This is a genomic window from Terriglobia bacterium (genome assembly GCA_032252755.1).
Lineage (GTDB): Bacteria > Acidobacteriota > Terriglobia > Terriglobales > Acidobacteriaceae > JAVUPY01.
The window spans coordinates 1-18,947 of record JAVUPY010000062.1 but is presented as its reverse complement, the minus strand read 5'-3'; the positions used below and the strand labels follow the sequence as shown (position 1 = coordinate 18,947).

At 57.6% G+C, this 18,947-nt stretch carries 18 protein-coding genes and 1 tRNA gene; 11 read left to right on the top strand and 8 right to left on the bottom strand.

Going from position 1 to position 18,947, the window contains the following annotated elements; translation table 11 throughout:
- Positions 1-7 precede the first annotated feature (7 nt).
- The 6 genes from ROO76_14510 (at position 8) to ROO76_14485 (ending at position 6,748) form a co-directional block, all read left to right on the top strand.
- Complete coding sequence (locus ROO76_14510; protein MDT8069374.1) at positions 8-1,147, top strand: anhydro-N-acetylmuramic acid kinase; 1,140 nt, start codon at positions 8-10, stop codon at positions 1,145-1,147.
- Positions 1,140-2,759 (top strand): ABC transporter substrate-binding protein, encoded by a 1,620-nt coding sequence (locus ROO76_14505; protein ID MDT8069373.1) that lies wholly within the window; start codon positions 1,140-1,142, stop codon positions 2,757-2,759. Before ROO76_14510 ends, ROO76_14505 begins: the two co-directional genes overlap by 8 nt.
- Before the next feature lie 10 nt (positions 2,760-2,769).
- The gene (locus ROO76_14500) at positions 2,770-3,231 is read left to right on the top strand and encodes a hypothetical protein (GenBank protein MDT8069372.1); all 462 of its coding nucleotides are present in this window, start codon (positions 2,770-2,772) and stop codon (positions 3,229-3,231) included.
- Between the two features lie 67 nt (positions 3,232-3,298).
- Complete coding sequence (locus ROO76_14495; GenBank protein ID MDT8069371.1) at positions 3,299-4,102, top strand: TIGR00282 family metallophosphoesterase; 804 nt, start codon at positions 3,299-3,301, stop codon at positions 4,100-4,102.
- A 34-nt stretch (positions 4,103-4,136) separates the two neighbouring features.
- On the top strand, positions 4,137-4,883 hold the full coding sequence (locus tag ROO76_14490) for an HAD hydrolase-like protein (GenBank protein ID MDT8069370.1): 747 nt from the start codon (positions 4,137-4,139) through the stop codon (positions 4,881-4,883).
- A 50-nt stretch (positions 4,884-4,933) separates the two neighbouring features.
- On the top strand, positions 4,934-6,748 hold the full coding sequence (locus ROO76_14485; protein MDT8069369.1) for a hypothetical protein: 1,815 nt from the start codon (positions 4,934-4,936) through the stop codon (positions 6,746-6,748).
- Positions 6,749-6,763: 15 nt separating this feature from the next.
- Here ROO76_14485 and ROO76_14480 read toward each other — a convergent pair whose 3' ends face one another.
- From ROO76_14480 to ROO76_14465, 4 genes are all read right to left on the bottom strand, one after another.
- Positions 6,764-7,849: an alpha/beta fold hydrolase gene (locus ROO76_14480; GenBank protein ID MDT8069368.1), complete on the bottom strand. Its 1,086-nt coding sequence runs from the start codon at positions 7,847-7,849 to the stop codon at positions 6,764-6,766.
- A gap of 127 nt (positions 7,850-7,976) precedes the next feature.
- Positions 7,977-9,518, bottom strand: coding sequence for an acetyl-CoA hydrolase/transferase family protein (locus ROO76_14475; protein MDT8069367.1), 1,542 nt, complete (start codon positions 9,516-9,518; stop codon positions 7,977-7,979).
- Positions 9,519-9,668: 150 nt separating this feature from the next.
- Positions 9,669-10,130 (bottom strand): NADH-quinone oxidoreductase subunit I, encoded by a 462-nt coding sequence (locus tag ROO76_14470; GenBank protein MDT8069366.1) that lies wholly within the window; start codon positions 10,128-10,130, stop codon positions 9,669-9,671.
- 91 nt (positions 10,131-10,221) lie between these two features.
- Positions 10,222-11,436, bottom strand: a complete 1,215-nt coding sequence (locus ROO76_14465) for a hypothetical protein (GenBank protein ID MDT8069365.1) — start codon at positions 11,434-11,436, stop codon at positions 10,222-10,224.
- 182 nt (positions 11,437-11,618) lie between these two features.
- Here ROO76_14465 and tadA point away from each other — a divergent pair, with 182 nt between their 5' ends.
- Both tadA and ROO76_14455 read left to right on the top strand, forming a co-directional pair.
- A complete protein-coding gene (tadA, locus tag ROO76_14460) occupies positions 11,619-12,083 on the top strand; it encodes a tRNA adenosine(34) deaminase TadA (protein ID MDT8069364.1) in 465 nt (154 codons plus the stop codon).
- 305 nt (positions 12,084-12,388) lie between these two features.
- Positions 12,389-12,589, top strand: a complete 201-nt coding sequence (locus ROO76_14455) for a cold-shock protein (protein MDT8069363.1) — start codon at positions 12,389-12,391, stop codon at positions 12,587-12,589.
- Positions 12,590-12,671: 82 nt separating this feature from the next.
- On the opposite strand, the gene ROO76_14450 is transcribed toward ROO76_14455, so the two are convergent.
- The gene (locus tag ROO76_14450) at positions 12,672-13,025 is read right to left on the bottom strand and encodes an MgtC/SapB family protein (protein ID MDT8069362.1); all 354 of its coding nucleotides are present in this window, start codon (positions 13,023-13,025) and stop codon (positions 12,672-12,674) included.
- On the opposite strand from ROO76_14450, the gene ROO76_14445 reads away from it, so the two are divergent.
- The 3 genes from ROO76_14445 (at position 12,922) to ROO76_14435 (ending at position 14,055) form a co-directional block, all read left to right on the top strand.
- Positions 12,922-13,191, top strand: coding sequence for a hypothetical protein (locus tag ROO76_14445; protein MDT8069361.1), 270 nt, complete (start codon positions 12,922-12,924; stop codon positions 13,189-13,191). The genes ROO76_14450 and ROO76_14445 overlap by 104 nt on opposite strands.
- Positions 13,192-13,314: 123 nt before the next feature.
- A complete protein-coding gene (locus ROO76_14440) occupies positions 13,315-13,782 on the top strand; it encodes a VOC family protein (GenBank protein MDT8069360.1) in 468 nt (155 codons plus the stop codon).
- 182 nt (positions 13,783-13,964) lie between these two features.
- Positions 13,965-14,055, top strand: a tRNA-Ser gene (locus tag ROO76_14435).
- 99 nt (positions 14,056-14,154) lie between these two features.
- Here the strand turns inward: ROO76_14435 and ROO76_14430 are convergent.
- From ROO76_14430 to nuoI, 3 genes are all read right to left on the bottom strand, one after another.
- Positions 14,155-14,598: a GNAT family N-acetyltransferase gene (locus tag ROO76_14430; protein ID MDT8069359.1), complete on the bottom strand. Its 444-nt coding sequence runs from the start codon at positions 14,596-14,598 to the stop codon at positions 14,155-14,157.
- 55 nt (positions 14,599-14,653) lie between these two features.
- A complete protein-coding gene (metH, locus tag ROO76_14425) occupies positions 14,654-18,142 on the bottom strand; it encodes a methionine synthase (GenBank protein ID MDT8069358.1) in 3,489 nt (1,162 codons plus the stop codon).
- Between the two features lie 246 nt (positions 18,143-18,388).
- The gene (gene nuoI / locus ROO76_14420; GenBank protein ID MDT8069357.1) at positions 18,389-18,907 is read right to left on the bottom strand and encodes an NADH-quinone oxidoreductase subunit NuoI; all 519 of its coding nucleotides are present in this window, start codon (positions 18,905-18,907) and stop codon (positions 18,389-18,391) included.
- Between the last annotated feature and the right edge of the window lie 40 nt (positions 18,908-18,947).

Sequence of the window (18,947 nt, the reverse complement as noted above, 5' to 3'; positions counted from 1 at the left end):
GCGCGCGATGATCGTTGCCGGCGTGATGAGCGGAACTTCGGCGGACGGAATCGACGTTGCCCTAGTGCGGGTGATGGGTCGCGGCTTCCGGACGAGATTCGAACTGCTCTCACACAAGGCATTTCCGTATCCCTCTCCGGTGCGGCGAGCGGTGCTGGCGGCGATGGACGCGAAGTCGGCCAAGGTGGCTGACCTCGCACGGCTGAATTTTCTTCTCGCGGAACTCTATTCTGAAGCAATTCTTTCCGCGCAGCGCTCTGCCCGACTTAAATGCGAACTCGTCGGCTGTCACGGGCAGACGCTATATCACCAGGGCGATGCGCAGAATTTTCTCGGACGAAAGCTTGCGGTGACGTGGCAAACGGGAGACGGGTCGCTCATCGCCGCGCGGGTGGGTGTTCCGGTGGTTTCGGATTTCCGTCCGGCGGACATGGCTGCGGGAGGAAAAGGGGCACCGCTGGTTCCCTTCCTCGACTATGTGCTGTTTCGGCATCGGCGGCGCGGACGGATCGTGCAGAACATTGGCGGGATCGGGAATCTCACGGCGATTCCCGCACGAGCGAAACCAGAGCAGGTTGTCGCGTTCGACACGGGGCCAGGAAACATGGTCATCGATGCACTGGCGACTCGGCTTCTAAACAAGCGCTACGACGTGGATGGCAAGGCGGCTATGAAGGGCGAACCAATCGAGCGAGTGATTCACCAGGTGCTGGCGTCACCGTTCTTCTGGCAGAAGCCTCCGCGGACGGCGGGGCGAGAGCAGTTTGGGGAAGATTTCGTGACCTGGTTTCAACGGCGCTGCGGGCGGGCGGGAAAGAACGACGTCCTGGCGACTGCGACGGCGCTCACGGCGCGGACGATCGCAACCTCGGTCGAGATGGTGATGAAGCGGAACAGGTATCGCGACTTCATTGTCTCGGGCGGTGGCGCAAAGAACCCGACGTTGATGCGGATGGTCGAAGAGCAACTGGCTCCGATGAAGCTGAAGATTCAGACCAGTGCGAATGTCGGGCTCCCGGTGGACGCGAAAGAGGCGGTGGCATTTGCGTTGCTGGGGTACCAGACGTGGCGAAGGCAGCCCTCGAATATTCCGTCGGCGACAGGAGCACGGCGGGCGATGATCCTGGGCAAGGTTTCGTATGTGTGAAGGATGGGAGAAGACGGTCGTCGTGTCCGAAGGGAACCTTCCCATTCGCTTCACTCAGGGCCAGGATGACAAAGCCTTTTGCGTAATTTGCCGCCTGCTCGCGGTCTTTGTTTTAGGTCTCATTTTTCTTCTTACATCCTGCTCGAGCAAGCCTCCTGTCAACACCGCCGTCATGATCATCGAGAGCAGTCCGACGAATCTCGATCCGCGGGTTGGAACGGATGCGCAGTCGGAACGTATCGACAAGTTGATGTTCGACTCGCTGGTGCGGCGTGATGAGCATTTGAATTTGCAACCGTGGGTGGCCGAGCGCTGGGAGATTCCCGATCCGCTGACGTACATCTTTCACCTGCGGCACGACGTTGGATTTTCTGACGGGCGGCCGCTGACCTCGGCAGACGTGAAGTGGACGCTGGATTCGATCATGCGCGGGAAGATCAGGACAGCGAAGGCGGCGACATATCAGTTCATCGATCATGTCGAGGCTCCGGACCCGTACACGCTTATCATCAAGCTGAAACAGCCGTACGCGACGTTGCTTTGGAATCTTTCCGATGGCGCGTTCGGAATCGTGCCAAATGGGGCCGGGGCGGATTTCAGCCGGCACCCTATCGGCAGCGGCCCATTTCGGCTGGTGAGCATGGCGCAGGATAAGGACGTCATCGTCGAGCGCAATCCAAATTACTGGGGCACACCGGCGAAGATTCCGCGGGTGCGGTTCGTGGTGGTGCCGGATCCTACGACGCGGGCACTGGAACTTCGCAAGGGCAGCGCCGATGCGGAGATCAACGCGCTCACGCCCGATACTGTCGTGACTCTGGAGCACGACCCGGACCTGGTGACGGAGCGTGCGCCGGGAACCATATATGCGTATCTCACGATGAATCTTCGCGATCCGATCCTGAAGCATCTGCTAGTGCGGCAGGCGATTGCATATGCGCTTAATCGCGAACCGCTCATCAAGTATCTATGGCGCGACCAGGTTCGTCCGGCAGACAGCATTCTTCCGCCCCAGAGTTGGGCCTATAACGGAGACGTTGAGCATTACCCGCACGATCCGGCCAGGGCTCGGCAGTTGCTCGATGAGGCCGGTTATAAACCTGGGCCGGATGGCATTCGTTTCCATTTGACGATGAAGACGTCGACAGAGGAGTCGACGCGGCTGTTCGCGGCGGTGCTGCAGCAGCAGTTGCGGAATGTTGGGATCGCGCTCGATATTCGGAGTTATGAATTCGCGACCTTCTATGCGGACGTGGTGAAGGGGTCGTTCCAGTTGTACTCGATGCGGTGGATCGGCGGGAATCAAGATCCGGATATTTTCGAAAACGTCTTCGATAGCGCGAGCTTTGCGCCAAAGCGAGCGAACCGGAGTTACTATTCGAATCCCGAGGTGGATAAGTTGATCGCCGACGGACGCGGTACGGTGGACGAGGAAGCGCGGCGCAAAGACTATTTTGAGATTCAGCGGATCCTTGCGCACGATTTGCCGTATATCAATCTCTGGTACTTCGACAACATCCTTGTCCATTCAAAGCGGCTTAAGAACGTGAAGCTGGGGTTGCCGGGTGATTACGACTTCCTGGCGACGGCCGAGTTGGACGACGGGCACTAAGGGAGAGCCTGTGAGCCTTAGAATGACGCTGAGTTCGAATAAGGGCCGCGCCATCTTTGCGGCGGTTTGGGCGGCCGTGCTTTCGGCAGGCTGGAACTACGTTACAGCGAGCACACAACTGGAGACGTTGGTGAATCGCGGTGAGCATCTCAACTGGGCACTGGCGCTGCTGTTCAGGACCGCGGCTTACCTGGCGGTGCTGACGCTCGTGTTGTGGGTTGGGCTGGCTCTTTACCTGGCGGCGACCCGGCACCTTGAGCTGAAGAACCTGGCTCGGGGACTGGTCGTGATGATCTTTGTCGTTTTTGTGGTGCTGGGAATCGAGTCGTTTATTCGAGTCGGCCACCTCTCCCCATTTGCGGAATTTGTCTTGCGGTGGTTGCCTATGTTTGCTTCCCTGTTGGCCGGTTTTCGATTTGCGGTACCGGCGGAACCCGGAGCGCTCTTTACGCGAGCTGCGGGAAAGTCGTGAGCGAGTTCACGGTCTTCGATTCCTTGTCGTGATACCATAAACAGCTTCAGAAACGCGGAGCCACTCGTTGCGCCTGCTCTTCATTGGAGACATTTTTGGACGTCCCGGTCGGACCATTGTCCGTCACCGGGTGCAGCATCTTGTCGACGAGCACAAGATCGATCTGGTTATTGCCAACGCCGAGAATTCGGCCGGCGGATTCGGGCTCACACCGCAGATCGCCGAAGAATTTTTCGAACTTGGCATCAGCGTGCTGACGACCGGCAATCACATCTGGGACAAGCGCGAGATCATCGAGTACTTCAACTCGGCATCGAATGAACCTTACAGTCCGGCGAAGAGGGTTTTGCGCCCGGCGAACTATCCGTCGGGAACACCCGGGGTAGGACTTTACCAGGGAACGACCAAGGCCGGCGTGCCTTACGCCGTGCTGAACCTCCAGGGCCGGGTATTTATGACGGCGATTGACGACCCGTTTCATGTGGCGGATGAACTGCTGCAACAGGTCACGGCGAAGGTCATCCTGGTAGACATCCACGCCGAGGCGACCTCGGAAAAAGTCGCGATGGGGTTCTACTTGGACGGGCGCGTTACGGCGGTGGTGGGGACGCATACGCACGTGCCGACGGCCGATGAGCGCGTCTTACCAAAGGGAACGGCATATCAGACGGACGTTGGAATGACCGGCCCTTATGACAGCGTGATTGGCGTACAGAAGGAATTGATCATCAATCGATTCCTGACGAACCTTCCGGTGCGGTTCGAGGCGGCCTCGGGAGACGTGCGGTTTTGCGCGGCGCTGATTGACGCGGACGACAAGACGGGACGTGCGCGATCGATCCAGCGAATCATGGTTACCGACACGGCCTGACTCTGACGCACTTCGGGCGCATCTCACTTAGACAATGAGTACCAGCAAAATTAATTCGCGGCAGACGGTTCGCGAGGCGCCATGGCTTGCCTATGACGCGTACGTTTTCGACATCGATGGGACCCTGCTGAACAGTCGCGACCTGGTGCACTATCGCGCTTTCCAGGCGGCCTTATTGGAGGTCTACGGATGCAAACGGGACGTCAGTGAAGTTCCGGTGCATGGAAATACCGACATCGGAATTCTCAGGGCAACGGTGCAACTCGGCGGGATTGACGAAGAAACATTCGAGCGGCGAGTGCCCGAGGCCCTGACGGTGATGCGTCGCAGTGCACATGCCAATACGATGGACTTCCGCATTGAGGTCTGCCCAGCGATTCCGCGGGTACTGGAGACATTGCGGCGGCGGGAGAAACTGCTGGGCGTGGCGACGGGAAACCTGGCCGAAATTGGATGGCCGAAGCTGGCCGCGGGGGAATTAAAGCAATACTTTAACTTTGGATCGTTTAGCGACCGTTCTCCCTTGCCGGCGGTGGCCGATAAACCTTGGTACGAGCAGCGGGCTGAAATCTTCGCCAATGCAGTTGCCGAGGCGCGACGTCGATTGGGAGCGGCCGCGACGGTATGCTTTGTCGGCGATACCCCGACCGATGTTTCGGCGGCCAAGGCCAATGGCTGCCCGATTATCGCCGTAGCAACGGGAATCTACTCTCTGGAGCAACTGTCGAAACTGGAGCCTGAATTCAGCGTTCTCTGCTGCGCGGACCTGTTCACTGCCTGAGTTCGGAATCCTACTTTCCACCTGCTCTTCGCTGTAGAATCTTTCCACCAATGCGGAAAAGCCTCCTGGCAGTTCTCTTGTTTGCAGTGACCGTGTGGGCGCAATCGTCACAACCAGTGGCGACAGTGCCGACGGCTGCGTCTGCGCATGACAGGAAACTGGCAGCCAGGGAGTTCAAGGAAGGCGTCAACAACAAAAAGGATGGGCACAACGATGAAGCATTCCGGCATTTCAAGCGGGCGGCTGAATTGGATCCGCGCAACATTGATTACCTGACCGCGCGCGAGGTGCTGCGGCAGATTGTTGTTTATGACGACATCCAGCGAGGCAATGCGGCGCTGCTTGCGAAGAATCAGATCCAGGCTATGGGCGCGTTTCGGTCGGCGCTCGACCTTGACCCGAGCAACGAGTTCGCAAGGCAACGGCTGCGCGATTCCCTTCCCGACCTGCCGCAGGTGGAACATTCCGATAAGATCGATTCGTTTTCGGGGTCGCACGAAATCCATCTACAGCCCAATCCTGGGGTACATACATTTAAGTTTCGCGGAAGCTCGCGGCAGATTCTCGAACAGGTTGCGCAGGCGTATGGCCTGACGCCGATCATCGATCAGTCCGTCAAAAACGCGAACGTCCGCTTTGAGGTCGGGGATGTTGACTGGCCGACGGCGGCCTCGCTGATGGCGAAGATGTGCAAGGTGTTCTGGATTGCGCTGTCGCCAAAGCAGGTAATGTTCATCAACGACGACCCGCAGAACCGGCGCGATTTCCAGCGAATGTCGCTGCGCACTTTCTACATTCCGAACGTGAGCACGACGCAGGAGCTGAACGAAGTTGCGCAAACGCTGCGGGTGCTCTTCGACATTCGATACCTGACGCTACAACCGGCGAGTAACAGCATCGTGGTACGCGCGCCGCAGCCGGTGATGGATGCCGCGACGAAATTCCTGGACGAGCTTTCAACCGGGCGGCCGCAGGTTCTCCTCGATGTGAAGGCGTACCAAGTTTCGCGCACAGCGGCCCAGCAGATCGGGACCGATTTCCCGAATGACTTCACGGCATTCAACGTTCCGACAGAAGCGCAGAAACTGCTCGGGAACCAGAGCGTGCAGGACATCATCAACCAGTTGATCTCGTCAGGGCAGATCAACCAGGCGACAAGTACCGCAATAGCGGCGCTTATCGCACAGGGGCTCAGCGGCCAGAATTCAATTTTCTCGCAGCCGTTTCTACTTTTTGGCGGCGGCACTACGCTGAGCGCCCTTACGCTGCCGGGCACGACATTTCACTTGAATCTGAACACCAGCCAACTTCGCCTGCTGCAACACGTGACCTTGCACGCAGCGCACGACGACACCGCAGACTTCAGGATTGGGACACGGTATCCCATCGTCAATGCGAGCTACGCGCCAATCTATAGCAGTTCGGCGATTAACAAAGTGCTGCAGAACGAGACATATATTCCCCCGGTTCCATCGTTCACCTACGAAGACCTGGGAATTCTGCTAAAGACGAAGCCGCAGGTCCGCCAGAACGATGTCGCCCTGGATTTCAATCTCGAAATACGGTCGCTGGGATCGACAAGCGTAAATGGAATCCCGATCATCAATAACCGTGAGTACAAGGGATTCATTTCGGCCCGGGATGGGGAACCGATTGTGGTCGCCGGGCTGCTTACGAGTTCAGAACAAAAAAACCTGACCGGACTGCCGCTGCTGTCGCGCATCCCTGGGCTGGGAAAACTCTTCAGTACTGAAAGTACTTCTTCAGAAAATACCGAACTGTTGATCGTAGTCACGCCACATATCATTCGCGCGAAAGAGCGATTGTCCCGGACGATCGTTCTGCCGACAACGGCGCCGAAATAGCGCACCACTGGCGGATCATCGCTCGGTTTCGGCCAACAACTCTTTCAGATATTCCTGCCAGACAGCGGCGTCGGTGTGTGTACCGTGGCCGTGGGTTTTATCAGAGATGGGCAGGAGGACAAATTTTCCTTTCTTGATCTTCTTCACCTCCTGCTCGGCGATTCCCAGTTCGGGCGGGTTGATGAAGTCATCGGCCGAGTTGATCCACATTAGCGGCGCAACGATCTTGTCGAGGTCTGGAGAGGGATCGTAGTTGCGGGAAGAGTCGACGGCATAGAGAAAGTCATTGGCGTCGAGCGTGGGGATAACTCGTTGGTAGAACTTTTCGAGGTACTGGTCGGCTTGATCGCGAGTCGGCAGGTTCTTTTGCATGACGCGGGGAGCGCTTCCGGCGATGAGCAGGAAATCGGCGGCAAGCTGCAGTCCTGCGCGAGGCTCAGTGGTGTAGTCGCCGTCTTTCCATTCGGGATCGGAGCGGATGCCGTCGATGGTCATTTGTCGCCATATCCTGTTTCGCCCGGCAATCTGCACGGGAAGACAGGCTAACGGCATGAGCGCATCCATGAATTCCGGATACGTCTCACCCCAGACAAAAGAGTGCATGCAACCCATGGAGGTGCCCATAACGAGCCGGAGATGGTTGACACCAAGGCCGTCGACAAGCAGGTCGTGCTGAGCTTTTACCATGTCGTCGTAATCGTAGCGCGGGAAATGCGCATGCATGCCATCGCTCGGCTTGCTTGATTTTCCGTGCCCGATGTTGTCGACGAGGATGACGTAGTAGCGACTTACGTCGAGAAGCTGTCCGGGGCCGAAGAGCACGCCTGCGAAGATCGTATTCAGAAACTGGCGGCCGGAGCCGGTAGTACCGTGGAGGATCAGAACAGCGTTCTTGGTCTTGCCTTCAGAATCCTTGACCGGCTTCCCGAGAGCGTAATAGTGAATTCGCAAGTTGGGAAGGGTTTCTCCGGACTGGAAGTGAAAGTTATGAAGTGTGAATTCACCTTCTGTTGGTTTTGGAACCGCCGGCTGCTGCGCAAGCGCGGTAAGCGCGAAAAGCAGGAAGACAAAAACGGCGCAAAATCGAACGGAATGCTTCATCCGAACGCTCCTAAGTACATAGTAATGCCGGGCGCACCGCAGCAGCTGCCCTAATGGAAGGGCGATAGCTGGCGACCGCGGATGCTCCAATGAAAAATATCGGTGTGCGACTTCGAAGTTAGCTATATCAGTTCTCTTCCCGCGGTCGCATGTTGCCATTGCGGAGATAGCGGTTGTGCCATCCCAGCGATTCCGTCAACAGATGCGGCGTGTGCTTTCCGTAGGACAGGCGCTCTGCACGATTCAGGTAATCGACGAGCAAAAACTTATAGTCCGGATGGGCGCACTTTTCGATAATCAGGTGAGCGCGCTGGCGTGGGGAGAGCCCTCGGAGATCGGCCAGGCCTTGCTCGGTTACGATAACTTGCACGTCGTGCTCAGTGTGGTCTACGTGAGAGACCATCGGAACGATGGTGGAGATACTTCCCTTCTGCGCCATCGACGGAGCCATGAAGATCGAGAGGTACCCGTTGCGAGCAAAGTCGCCCGAGCCGCCAATGCCGTTCTGGATGCGCGATCCCATCACATGGGTCGAGTTAACATTGCCGTAAATGTCGGCTTCGATCATGGCATTCATGGCGATCACGCCGAGGCGGCGAATGATCTCGGGATGATTGGAGATCTCCTGCGGGCGCAACACGATGCGATCGCGGTAATCGGCCATATTGGCATTCACTTCCAACAGCATCTCGGGGCTGAGTGAGAACGCGGTCGCCGAAGCGGAGGTGAGTTTGCCGGACTTCAGGAGGCGAATCATTCCATCCTGAATGACTTCCGTGTATGAGGTCAGGTTTTCAAACGGACCTTCCTCGAGACCGAAGAGGACGGCATTGGCGATGTTGCCGACGCCGGATTGCAGCGGAAGAAGATTCTCCGGCATGCGACCTTTCTTCACTTCCCAGCTGAGGAATTCGAGGATGTGTCCGGCAATCTTCTTCGACGCCTCATCGGGAGCTTTAAACGGGCTGTTGCGGTCGGGAGAATTGGTGAGCACAACGCCGACGATCTTGTCGGGCGAAACCTCCAGGTATGGAGAGCCGATGCGCTGTCCGGGGTGCACGAGTGGAATGGGTCCACGATTCGGCGGCAGTTGCAGACCGTAGTAGATGTCGTGCATGCCCTCCAGAGCCTCGGGTTGCCACGAATTGACTTCGAGGATGACACGCTCGGCCTGCTGGATCCATGTCTTGTTGTTGCCGATCGACGAACTCGGCAGGAGCAGGCCTGTTTCCAGGATTGCGGCGACTTCGATCAATGCGACGTCGAGTTTGCCAAGGAATCCGTAATCAACGAATTGCGCAACGTGGCTGAGATGGATATCCATATACTCCATCTCGCCGGCGTTGATGCGCTTGCGGGTTTCCGGATCTGACTGGTACGGGAGGCGGAGATGCACGCCACCGGCCATCGCAAGTGCTCCATCGAGTTCAGGCCCCGTGGAGGCTCCGGTGAAGACGCTGACTTGGAATTTCTGGCCTCGGAAATTGGCATCGGCCATACGGCGTGCCAGAGCGACCGGGACTTCTTTTGGATAGCCTGAGCCAGTAAAGCCACTCATACCGATCTGGTCGCCGGAGCGAATGAGCGCCGCGGCTTCATCAGCAGACATGATCTTCTGAGCCAAGGTGGGGTTCAACACACGGGTGGGGGTCTGGATGGCTTCAGCCATGAAACGGCCTCGCGATAAAAGATGGGTGACAGGATAACGAGGCCCTGAACAGGCGGTCTGTGAGGCACGTCACTTAGTGAACGAAAAGGATTAGGGAAGAAAGCCGCGAAGGACGCGGAGTAGAAAGCAAAAGCGGCACATGGAGAGAGTCTAACGGTGATATTTGACGGGTTCCGGGCCCTTCTCCAACTGCTCGCGGTTCCAGATGGCGCCCTCGCGCGAGTAGGCGGCGAGTTCAAAATCCTGGGTGAGTTCGAGCGCGTCGGTGGGACAGGCGTCTTCGCAGAGGCCGCAAAACATGCAGCGCGAGAGGTCGTAAGTGAAGTGGGTTAGCTCTTTGCGGCGGGTGACGGGGTTGCGCTCACTGCCTACGACGATGAGGTTCTCGGGGCAGGCCAGGGCGCAGAGGTCGCAGGCGATGCACATCGATTCTTCATTGTCAGGATTGACGTTGAGACGTGGCGCGCCACGGTATCGCTCGGCCACTTGCGGCCGCTGGAGCGGATACTGCTCGGTGATGACTTCCTTGGGAGCCTGGTAGCGGAAGGTCACGCCCAAGCCCTTAATCAAGTCCACGAACAGCATCTTGCGAACGATTCCGGAAAGCGCCATGGTCCTCACCCGAGTGGGTGCAGCATAACACCACATTCGCCGCAATGAAAGAACGCTGCCCGAAGGCAGCGTCCCAAGGTGAAAGTATCGGTTATTTACGGCCGCGAATGCGGGCGAGCAGTCCGCCACCCATTAGCGATCCCATGCCCAGGAGGCCCAGGAACGGCAGCGGAGAAGCAGTCTGCGGCAGCTTTTTCTGCGCGGCCTCGGTGCTGGCCTGGCCATTGTTCTCGGCCGCAGCGGCCTGGTCCGCAGCGTTGGCATTCTGATCGGAGCTTACCGCGCTGTTGCTGGCGGCATTCTGGTCAGAGGTGGTTGCAGCGGCACCAGTCTGGTCGGACTGGGTCGCAGTGCTGTTGTCGCTCATGCTCTGAGGCGGCGTTGCCGTGCTCGGATTGGTGTCCGAGGGAGTCGTGCTGGTTGCAGGATTCTGCTCGGTAGCATTCTGGTTCTGAGTTGCGTTCTGGTCGGGGCTTACCGGCTGAGAATACGACGGAGCTGCGGTGGCGTTGGGCTCGGTCGTGGTAGTTGTGGTTGACTGAGTGGTCGTTGTGCTGCTCGACGGTGGATTGCTCTCGGGCGTGGTAGCGGTGCTGCTCGGAGTCTGGCTGGTTACCGGAGTCTGCACCGACTGTCCGGGAGCTGATTCCGTGCCGTTCTGCATAGTCGAGCTCTGCGTCGCCGACTGATCACTCATTGAGTTGGTCGAAGTTGCAGACTGTGCGCCCACCTGGTCAGTGCTGGACGGAGTGGTGGTGGAGGCCATGCCCGGATTTGCCGAGCTGCTGCCGTTCTGGCTGCAGGTCGACGAAACCGTCTGGACGCTCTGCAGAGCGATGGTGCTGTTGTTCATGCTCGAGCTGTTGCCTGTGGTGGCATTACCGGAACCAGTTTCGCTCGATGCAGAAGCGGGAGTTACCTGCCCGGTGACTGCAACCGTCTGGTTCACGTGATCTTTCAACTGCGAAGTATCCCCGGTGATGTTATAGGTCTGTCCGTTTGCGGAAATCGTGTACTGGTCACCCGACTGGCTAAGGCAACCCTGGATGGTCTGCGAACCCGATTCGGAACCCATGGCGGAACTACTCTGGGAACTTTGCTGATCGGTGCTGCTCGGTGTCTGAGACTGCTGATCAGTGCTCGGGGTCGTTGTCGAAGGCGATGCAGGCTGCTGTTGCTGCTGAGTCTGCGTCGCGTTCGGGTCCTGGGTGTTAGCCGTGCCGGAGGAGGGTGACTGGTCCTGTGCGATAGCCATAGTTGCGGCCAACAGGAATGTCGCCGATGTTACAAATACTGCTTTCTTCATGCTGCTTCCTCCAATTGATCCTGCCCGGTAGGGCGTTCGATTTGACAATCTGCGGCCCAACCCCCGGCGGTAGGGATCAGGGGTGGACTAGTGTTTAGAGATTAGTTAATAGCGCGGGGTTTGCCCCAAAAATGCCATGCCAATCCCCGGGCCCGCTACAATGAAAGTGTCCTGCGTCCACGATGAACACGCCTCACACCGACGAATTCTGGATGGAAGAAGCCCTGCGGGAGGCCCAGCGTGCCGAGGCCGCCGGAGAGGTTCCGGTTGGCGCCGTCATCGTTACGGACGGCAGGATCGTTGGGCGCGGCAGCAACCGGCCTATCACTTCAAACGACCCCACGGCCCATGCGGAGATCCTGGCGCTGCGAGAGGCCGGGCAGAGACTTGGGAACTATCGCCTGACGGGGTGCAATCTCTACGTCACAGTTGAGCCCTGCGCGATGTGCGCGGGAGCCATCGTGCATGCCCGGATAGGAAGGCTCGTTTATGGCGCGGAGGATCCCAAGGCAGGTGCGGTGACTTCGACAATGGAGGTGCTGGACAATCCTGCCCTAAATCACCGTGTGGAAGTCGTCTCAGGGGTGCTGGCAGGCCGTTGCATGGAGCAGGTGCAGAGATTTTTTCGGGAGCGACGCGGGCGGTAAAGTGCTGGATAATAGGTACTTAGCTAATTCCCGACGGACGCCTGGTGATAGCCAGCCATATCGCAATCGGCTAACTGCCAATTTTGGGGCCTTAACCGAATGCTAAGGCCGAATACTGAGATCGAGTATACCCTTGAAATTTCGTGTCCCGAACGTGCCACCCCGGGCTAAAGTTCTGGTATCATATGTTTGTACGTAGGGAATACGGTCGTACAGCAGCTTCTCGCTTACCAAGCTAGTTCCTGCAACAGTCCTTCCGATTCACTCTCGTAACAAAGATCAACAAAAAAGGAACAAACAGTAACATGGAACAAGGAACTGTAAAGTGGTTCAACGACGCTAAGGGTTTTGGTTTTATCAGCCGCCAGAATGGCGAGGACGTTTTCGTCCATTTCTCCGCCATCCAGGCGAACGGATTCCGCAGCCTCCAGGAAGGTCAGGCGGTTCAGTTCAACGTCGTAAAGGGACCCAAGGGCTGGCAGGCTGAGAACGTTCAGCCTCTCTAAGCTGTAAGCGATTTGAAGCAACTCAAGTTTAAACTGGGCGGACCTGAAAGGGTCCGCCTTTCGCTTGGCACAAGCGTTGTACTCACAAAGGTCGGCGGCTAGTCTTGGACGGAGTCTCGGAATCGTGCTTTGGATGTGGCTCGATCTCGCGCATGGTGTGCAGCACGATGAAGATCAGGGCGGTTGCCAGGCCCGCCAACAGATAGCGTCCCAAGCCGACGGTTAGTCCGATCCCGGTTGTGATCCAGATGCTGGCCGCCGTTGTCAGGCCTCGAATCCGGCCTGTAGAGCGGTCCACGAAAATGATCCCAGCGCCGAGAAACCCGATACCAATGATTACGCCCTGGATGACCCTGGTCGGGTCAAAATGGATTCCGGATTCATTGAGGGAAGGTGTCGATCGCAAGGCCCACGAGAGCGATGAACAGGGCGGCACCGGCTCCTACCAGCATGTGAGTTCGCAGCCCGGCGGAGCGTCCCTGCCTCTCGCGCTCCCACCCAATGGCTCCAGACAAAACGGCAGCAATGATGAGCCGAGCTGTTATCCCGAGATCCTGGTTCCAGTGCGCGAACAAACCGCCCAGTGCGTTTTCCACAATTAACACGGATGCAACAGGGCGGCTCCGTGCCGCAGCGTCCCTAACTGAAGTAAAATGTCCCACCTGTCGCCGACCACTTCACCCATCGAAACTCAACGTCATTTCCGAATTCAAGGAGTGAACTTCATGGCAAAAGTGAAACCAATTCCCGAGGGCTATCACAGCGTAACGCCGTACCTGATCGTGAATGGCGCGGCTAAAGCGATCGACTTCTACAAGAAAGCGTTTGGAGCACAGGAACTGTTCCGTATGGAGGGCCCGGGCGGAAAAATCATGCACGCGGAAATTAAGATTGGCGACTCGCCGGTGATGCTTGCCGACGCGTTCCCGGAGCGGGGGTACAGCGCACCGCCGCCGGATGGCGCTACGCCGGTCGGCCTGATGATCTACGTGGAGGATGTGGACAAGGTGGCGGCGCAAGCACTCGCAGCCGGAATCAAGACGGAACGCCCAGTCGAAGACCAGTTCTATGGCGATCGCACGGGCACGTTCCTCGATCCGTTCGGGCATCGCTGGACGATCTCGACTCACAAGGAAGAAGTCACAAAACAGGAGATGGAGCGGCGGATGGCGACGATGGCGAAAACGGCGTGAGCGAAAGCCATTGACGAATGACGAATGTCGGATTGACGAATGAGCTGCTTGTTTCTTGCTTTTTATTCTTCTTCTTGACGTTCGTCATTCGACATTTTAGCGGTGTCGAGATTGGCGCTCGTCGTAGCGCGCACAGGCAGGAGTTTGCTAAACTGAAAAACAGGACCAGCAGCTTCCTCTGCGGAGAGGTGCGTGAGCTGGTTGAAACGATCCGCCTCGAAAGCGGACATACCTTAACGGGTATCGGGGGTTCGAATCCCTCCCTCTCCGCCAGAAAAATATTTCCGCTGTAGCTCCTATCACCGAGCATCAAGACGCGCAAAACTTGGATGAGTTATTGCGTGTTCCTGTGCTGCTGCATCTTTAACGACATTACAAGCGCTTCTCGAATACCGCTGACGTCTTCACCATCGTGTAGTCTTCGCGAAGATAGAATCGATGCGCGTCGGCGCGAATAGCATTGGAGCGCACCAGCACCTTCTTCACAGCGCGCGAGGCGGCCCATCGTTCCCCCGCGGCAACCAGTTCCCTGCCAATTCCGTTGCTGCGAACCGATTCCGCGACGACAAGTCCGCCGATCTCACAGTAGGCGCCGGACTGCAGATGGAAGACAATCCCGACGTCGATCCAGCCGACAACTTGGCTGTCCTCGATACAAGCCACAAGAACGCCGTGGCCGGGATCATCAGTAACATGCCGCAGTCGGCGCTCCATCTCGTCGGCGGGAACGGGGTAACCGAGCTGTGCGCTGAGCTGCGCGATACTTTCGGCATCCGAAAGCCTGCACTCGCGGATCTGCACCGAGCAAGACTGCATTCCATATCCCTCGATCAGTATGCCTGGAATATCTATCCGTACGCCTCACGGGACCTTAGGCCACAAAATATTTTGCCATTGGATGGTGCACGACTATCGCGCTCGTGCTCTGCTCTGGTTCTAACAGGAACCCGGTTGTCAGTCGCACGCCGATTGCCTCTTCAGGCTTGAGCAGCGCGAATAGTTTCGTCTGGTCTTCGAGGTTCGGGCACGCCGGGTAGCCGAACGAGTATCGCGAGCCACGATACTTCTGGTGGAAGAGATCGCTGGTGCGCTCGGCATCCTCATTTCCTATACCCATCTCTTCGCGAACAACCTTGTGCATGTACTCGGCGAGCGCTTCGGCGGTTTCCACGCTGAGGCCATGCAGGTATAAATACTTCGTATACTCGCCGCCTTCGAAAAGCTTTTGGGTTTCGTGTGAGGCTCGCTCGCCGATTGTAACTACGGACAGGCCGAGGACGTCCAGGCGGCCAGAGGATTTCGGAAGGAAAAAGTCAGAAATGCAGAGTTTGCGGCCTTCGCGCTGGCGTGGGAAGGTGAAGCGCTGAATCTCTTTCAAACCGGCGGGTGCCTGCGATCCGGCGCGCAAGCCCTGCACCGGTTCGTAGACAATGATGTCGTTGCCTCCACTTTGGCACGGGAAGAAGCCATACACGACCTTCGGCTCAAACCAACCCTCGCGCATCACTTCTTCTTCGAGGCCATTCAGGATGGGGCGGTACTTCTCCTCAACAATGCGGCCATAATCCTGCTGCGAAGCCGTCTTGAGCTGCCACTGATTCTTGAACAAGGCGGTTTCGTTGATGTACTGGAAGAGCGTGCGCAAATCGAAATCGCGGCGCACGCGCACACCCCAGAACGGTGGCTGAGGAATGTCGGGCGCCGGGTGAACGACCGCGCTCGGAGTCGTGTCCGTGTTCTCGCCGGTAGCCACAGCGGCTCGTGCGAATTCCTTTACCACTCTTCCCTGTTCGACTGCCGCGGCTCGCTCCTCGCCTACGAGCGACTCCATGTAATGCAGCCCGCTGAAGGCGTCGTCAGCGTAGAAGACCGCCGATGAGTACTCCCGCCGGAGATCGTCCTCGACGTACTTGCGCGTCAAAGCAGCTCCTCCGCAGATAACCGGGAAGTCGAGCTTTTTCAATTCCAGGTCCTGGATGACATATTTCATCTCGAGCGTCGATTTCACGAGCAGACCGCTCAACCCAATCGCGTCGGCTTTGTGCTCGATGGCGGCATCGATTATGGTGTTGGCCGGCTGCTTGATGCCGAGGTTCACGACCTTGTAGCCGTTGTTGCTCAGAATGATGTCGACGAGGTTTTTGCCGATGTCGTGCACGTCACCTTTTACGGTGGCGAGAACGAGCGTTCCCTTCTGCGACCCTTCGACTTTTTCCATCTTGGGCTCGAGATAGGCAACGGCGGCTTTCATAACGCCAGCGGAATCGAGGACGGAAGGCAACTGCATCTTGCGCGCGCCGAAGAGGTCACCCACCGTGCGCATCCCGTCAAGCAGGACGTTGTTGATCAGTTCCAGCGGCGAATAGTTCACGAGAGCATCTTCGAGTAACTGAGCAAGCGACTGCTTCCGGGCGCCGTCGCCGATCGTCTTTTCGCCCTGGATGATGCAGAATTTCAGCTTGTCTTCGACGGAGAGTAAGTCAACGTGCGCCGTCTGAGCGACCTGCTGCTGCCCTTTCATCTTGTCGAAGTGGCCCATGTAGATTTGCAGCGGATCGCCGTTCGCGCGGTCGGCGAAGATGAGCTTGCGCGCGAGTTCAACTTCGGCGTCGGGAATCTTGTAGAGCGGGTAGATCTTGCTGTAGTTGACGATGGCGATGTCGAGGCCGCGCTCGACCGCTTCGTGCATAAAGACCGAATTCAACACGCGACGCGCATAAGCGTTCAGGCCGAAGGAGATGTTGCTGACGCCAAGAACCGTCTTGCACTCGGGTAGTTCCTTCTTGATACACCGAATTGCTTCGAGGGTTTCGATTCCCGCGGTGCGATAGTCTTCCTGGCCGGTCGAGATCGGGAGCGTCAGCGCGTCGAAGATCAGGTCCTGCGGGCGAATGCCGTACTTGTTTACGGCGAGATCGAAGATGCGTTTGGCGATCGCGAGTTTCTTCTCAGCGGTGAGGGCCATGCCGTCTTCGTCGATGGTGAGCGCGATGACCGCCGCGCCGTACTTCTTCGCCATCGGCAGAACGATGCTGGTGCGTTTTTCGCCGTCTTCCAGGTTGATGGAGTTGATGATCGGCTTGCCGGGGATACGCTTGAGAGCCTCTTCCACTACATCGGCTTCAGTCGAGTCGACGAGGATCGGCGCGGGTACGCGCGTTGCGATTTTCTCCAGCACCGAGGACATGTAAGCCTTTTCGTCCTCGCCGACGACGGCGCAGCAGAGGTCGAGCATGTGCGAGCCTTCGCTGACCAGTTTTTTTGCAAGCGTCAGAATGCCGTCATAGTTGCCCGAGCGCACGAGATTGCGGAAGTTCTCGAGGCGAGTCGTCGTGTTCATCTCTTCTGCGACGATGAGCGGCTTTGGCTCAAGGTCGAGCGGGACGGAACTGTAGGCGCTCGCTGCGGAAGCGTTGAGTTTCACATCGCGACCCGCTGGTTCAATGCCACTTACTGCCTCAACCACTGCTTTAAGGTGCTCAGGCGTGGTGCCGCAGCAGCCACCAACAATGCGAACACCGTAGTCCTGCACGAAGTGTTTGTGATAATTCGCAAGGTCTTGCGGTTGAAGCTTGTAGACGGCACGGCCGCCTTCGTTTTGCGGTAGGCCGGCGTTGGGTAGAACCGAAACGTGCTTCGGGGAGTTGACGCTCAGGTAGCGGACGGCGTCGTTCATCTCGGCCGGTCCGGTAGCACAATTCAGTCCGATTGCGTCGACGTCGAACACTTCGAGGGTGGTCAGAGCAGCGCCGATTTCGGTACCGAGGAGCATGGTCCCAGTGGCCTCAAGCGTTACTTGAACTTGTATCGGGACCTCTTTCCCTGTCCGCTTGCGGCCCTCGAAAGCCGCAACAAGCGCTGCCTTGGTTTGCAGGATGTCCTGTGATGTTTCGATGAGCAGCACGTCGACCCCGCCCTCGATCAGCGCCAGGACCTGTTCGAGATACGCTGCGGACATGTTGTCGAAACTGATGTGTCCTAGCGAGGGCAGCTTGGTCGTTGGGCCAATGGAACCGGCGACGTAGCGCGGGCGGTCGGGCGTCGAAAAATCGGTGGCGACTTTCTTTGCCAGTTTGGCCGCGGCGAGGTTCAGTTCGGCAACTTTGTCCTCGAGTTGATATTCGGCGAGGACAATTCGCGTCGATCCGAAAGTATTCGTTTCGACGACATCGCAGCCGACTGTGAAGAATGCGGAGTGAATGTCGCTGATGATGTCGGGGCGGCTGAGGACGAGGAGTTCATTGCAGCCCTCTTTGCCCCAGAAATCGTCGGGGGAGGGATTACGAAACTGAATGTTGGTGCCCATCGCGCCGTCATAAATGACGACCCGTTCGGCCACGCTCTCGAGGAAGCTCTTCACCGGGAAAACGCACCTCCGTGCCGCGCTCACACTGGCTGCAGCCGGAATTGAGATAGTTTGATTTTACAGGGCGGGAGTGGAGTTCGGGAAATGACGGATGAGGTGCGCGGTGCAAGAGAACCGCGAACCGCGGATTTTCGCAGATGGACGCGGATAGAAACAAATACACCGAAAGCTCTAAGTTTTGATCCGCGAGAATCCGCGTAATCCGCGTTTGGCTTTGTTTCCTCCCTTGAACTTTGTGTCTTAGCGGTGTTCCTGCTCGAACTTTTCGACGTCCATGACGTTGAAGCGCTGGTTGTTGCCGAGGTGCGCAGGGGCATTCGACAGCAATTGCTCCTTGCGATAGATCAGGTTCGTGGCATTCATCGTTGCCAGTTCGAAACCGTGGCCGTGGGTTATTGCGTCGGTCGGGCAGGCCTCGACGCAGTAGCCGCAGAAGATGCAGCGGTTGTAGTCGATGTTGTAGACCTTCGCATACCGCTCCGACGACGAAATCCGCTGCTCCTCGGTGTTCTCTGCCGCTTCGATATAAATACAGTTTGCCGGGCAGGCTGCCGCGCACAAAAAGCAGGCCACACATTTTTCCAGGCCGTTCTCATCGCGCTGCAAGACATGTCCACCGCGGAAGCGCTGCTCAAAAATGGCTCCCCGCATCGGGCCCTTGCCGTCGGGATAATTCTCAACTGTTGTGGGTTGCAGCATCTCCCCGAAGGTGATGCTCATCCCCTTGGCAATCGCCGCGATATTGCGCACAACCGACATAGCCCCAGTATACGATGGATGCCTGGAGGCGACCACCCAT

Excerpts from the sequence above, each read along its gene's own strand:
- ROO76_14510 (MDT8069374.1), top strand. The coding sequence starts at position 8 with ATGATCGTTGCCGGCGTGATGAGCGGAACTTCGGCGGACGGAATCGAC.
- ROO76_14505 (MDT8069373.1), top strand. The coding sequence starts at position 1,140 with ATGTGTGAAGGATGGGAGAAGACGGTCGTCGTGTCCGAAGGGAACCTT.
- ROO76_14490 (MDT8069370.1), top strand. The coding sequence starts at position 4,137 with ATGAGTACCAGCAAAATTAATTCGCGGCAGACGGTTCGCGAGGCGCCA.
- ROO76_14485 (MDT8069369.1), top strand. The coding sequence starts at position 4,934 with ATGCGGAAAAGCCTCCTGGCAGTTCTCTTGTTTGCAGTGACCGTGTGG.
- ROO76_14480 (MDT8069368.1), bottom strand. The coding sequence starts at position 7,849 with ATGAAGCATTCCGTTCGATTTTGCGCCGTTTTTGTCTTCCTGCTTTTC.
- ROO76_14475 (MDT8069367.1), bottom strand. The coding sequence starts at position 9,518 with ATGGCTGAAGCCATCCAGACCCCCACCCGTGTGTTGAACCCCACCTTG.
- ROO76_14470 (MDT8069366.1), bottom strand. The coding sequence starts at position 10,130 with ATGGCGCTTTCCGGAATCGTTCGCAAGATGCTGTTCGTGGACTTGATT.
- ROO76_14465 (MDT8069365.1), bottom strand. The coding sequence starts at position 11,436 with ATGAAGAAAGCAGTATTTGTAACATCGGCGACATTCCTGTTGGCCGCA.
- tadA (MDT8069364.1), top strand. The coding sequence starts at position 11,619 with ATGAACACGCCTCACACCGACGAATTCTGGATGGAAGAAGCCCTGCGG.
- ROO76_14455 (MDT8069363.1), top strand. The coding sequence starts at position 12,389 with ATGGAACAAGGAACTGTAAAGTGGTTCAACGACGCTAAGGGTTTTGGT.
- ROO76_14445 (MDT8069361.1), top strand. The coding sequence starts at position 12,922 with ATGATTACGCCCTGGATGACCCTGGTCGGGTCAAAATGGATTCCGGAT.
- ROO76_14440 (MDT8069360.1), top strand. The coding sequence starts at position 13,315 with ATGGCAAAAGTGAAACCAATTCCCGAGGGCTATCACAGCGTAACGCCG.
- ROO76_14430 (MDT8069359.1), bottom strand. The coding sequence starts at position 14,598 with ATGCAGTCTTGCTCGGTGCAGATCCGCGAGTGCAGGCTTTCGGATGCC.
- nuoI (MDT8069357.1), bottom strand. The coding sequence starts at position 18,907 with ATGTCGGTTGTGCGCAATATCGCGGCGATTGCCAAGGGGATGAGCATC.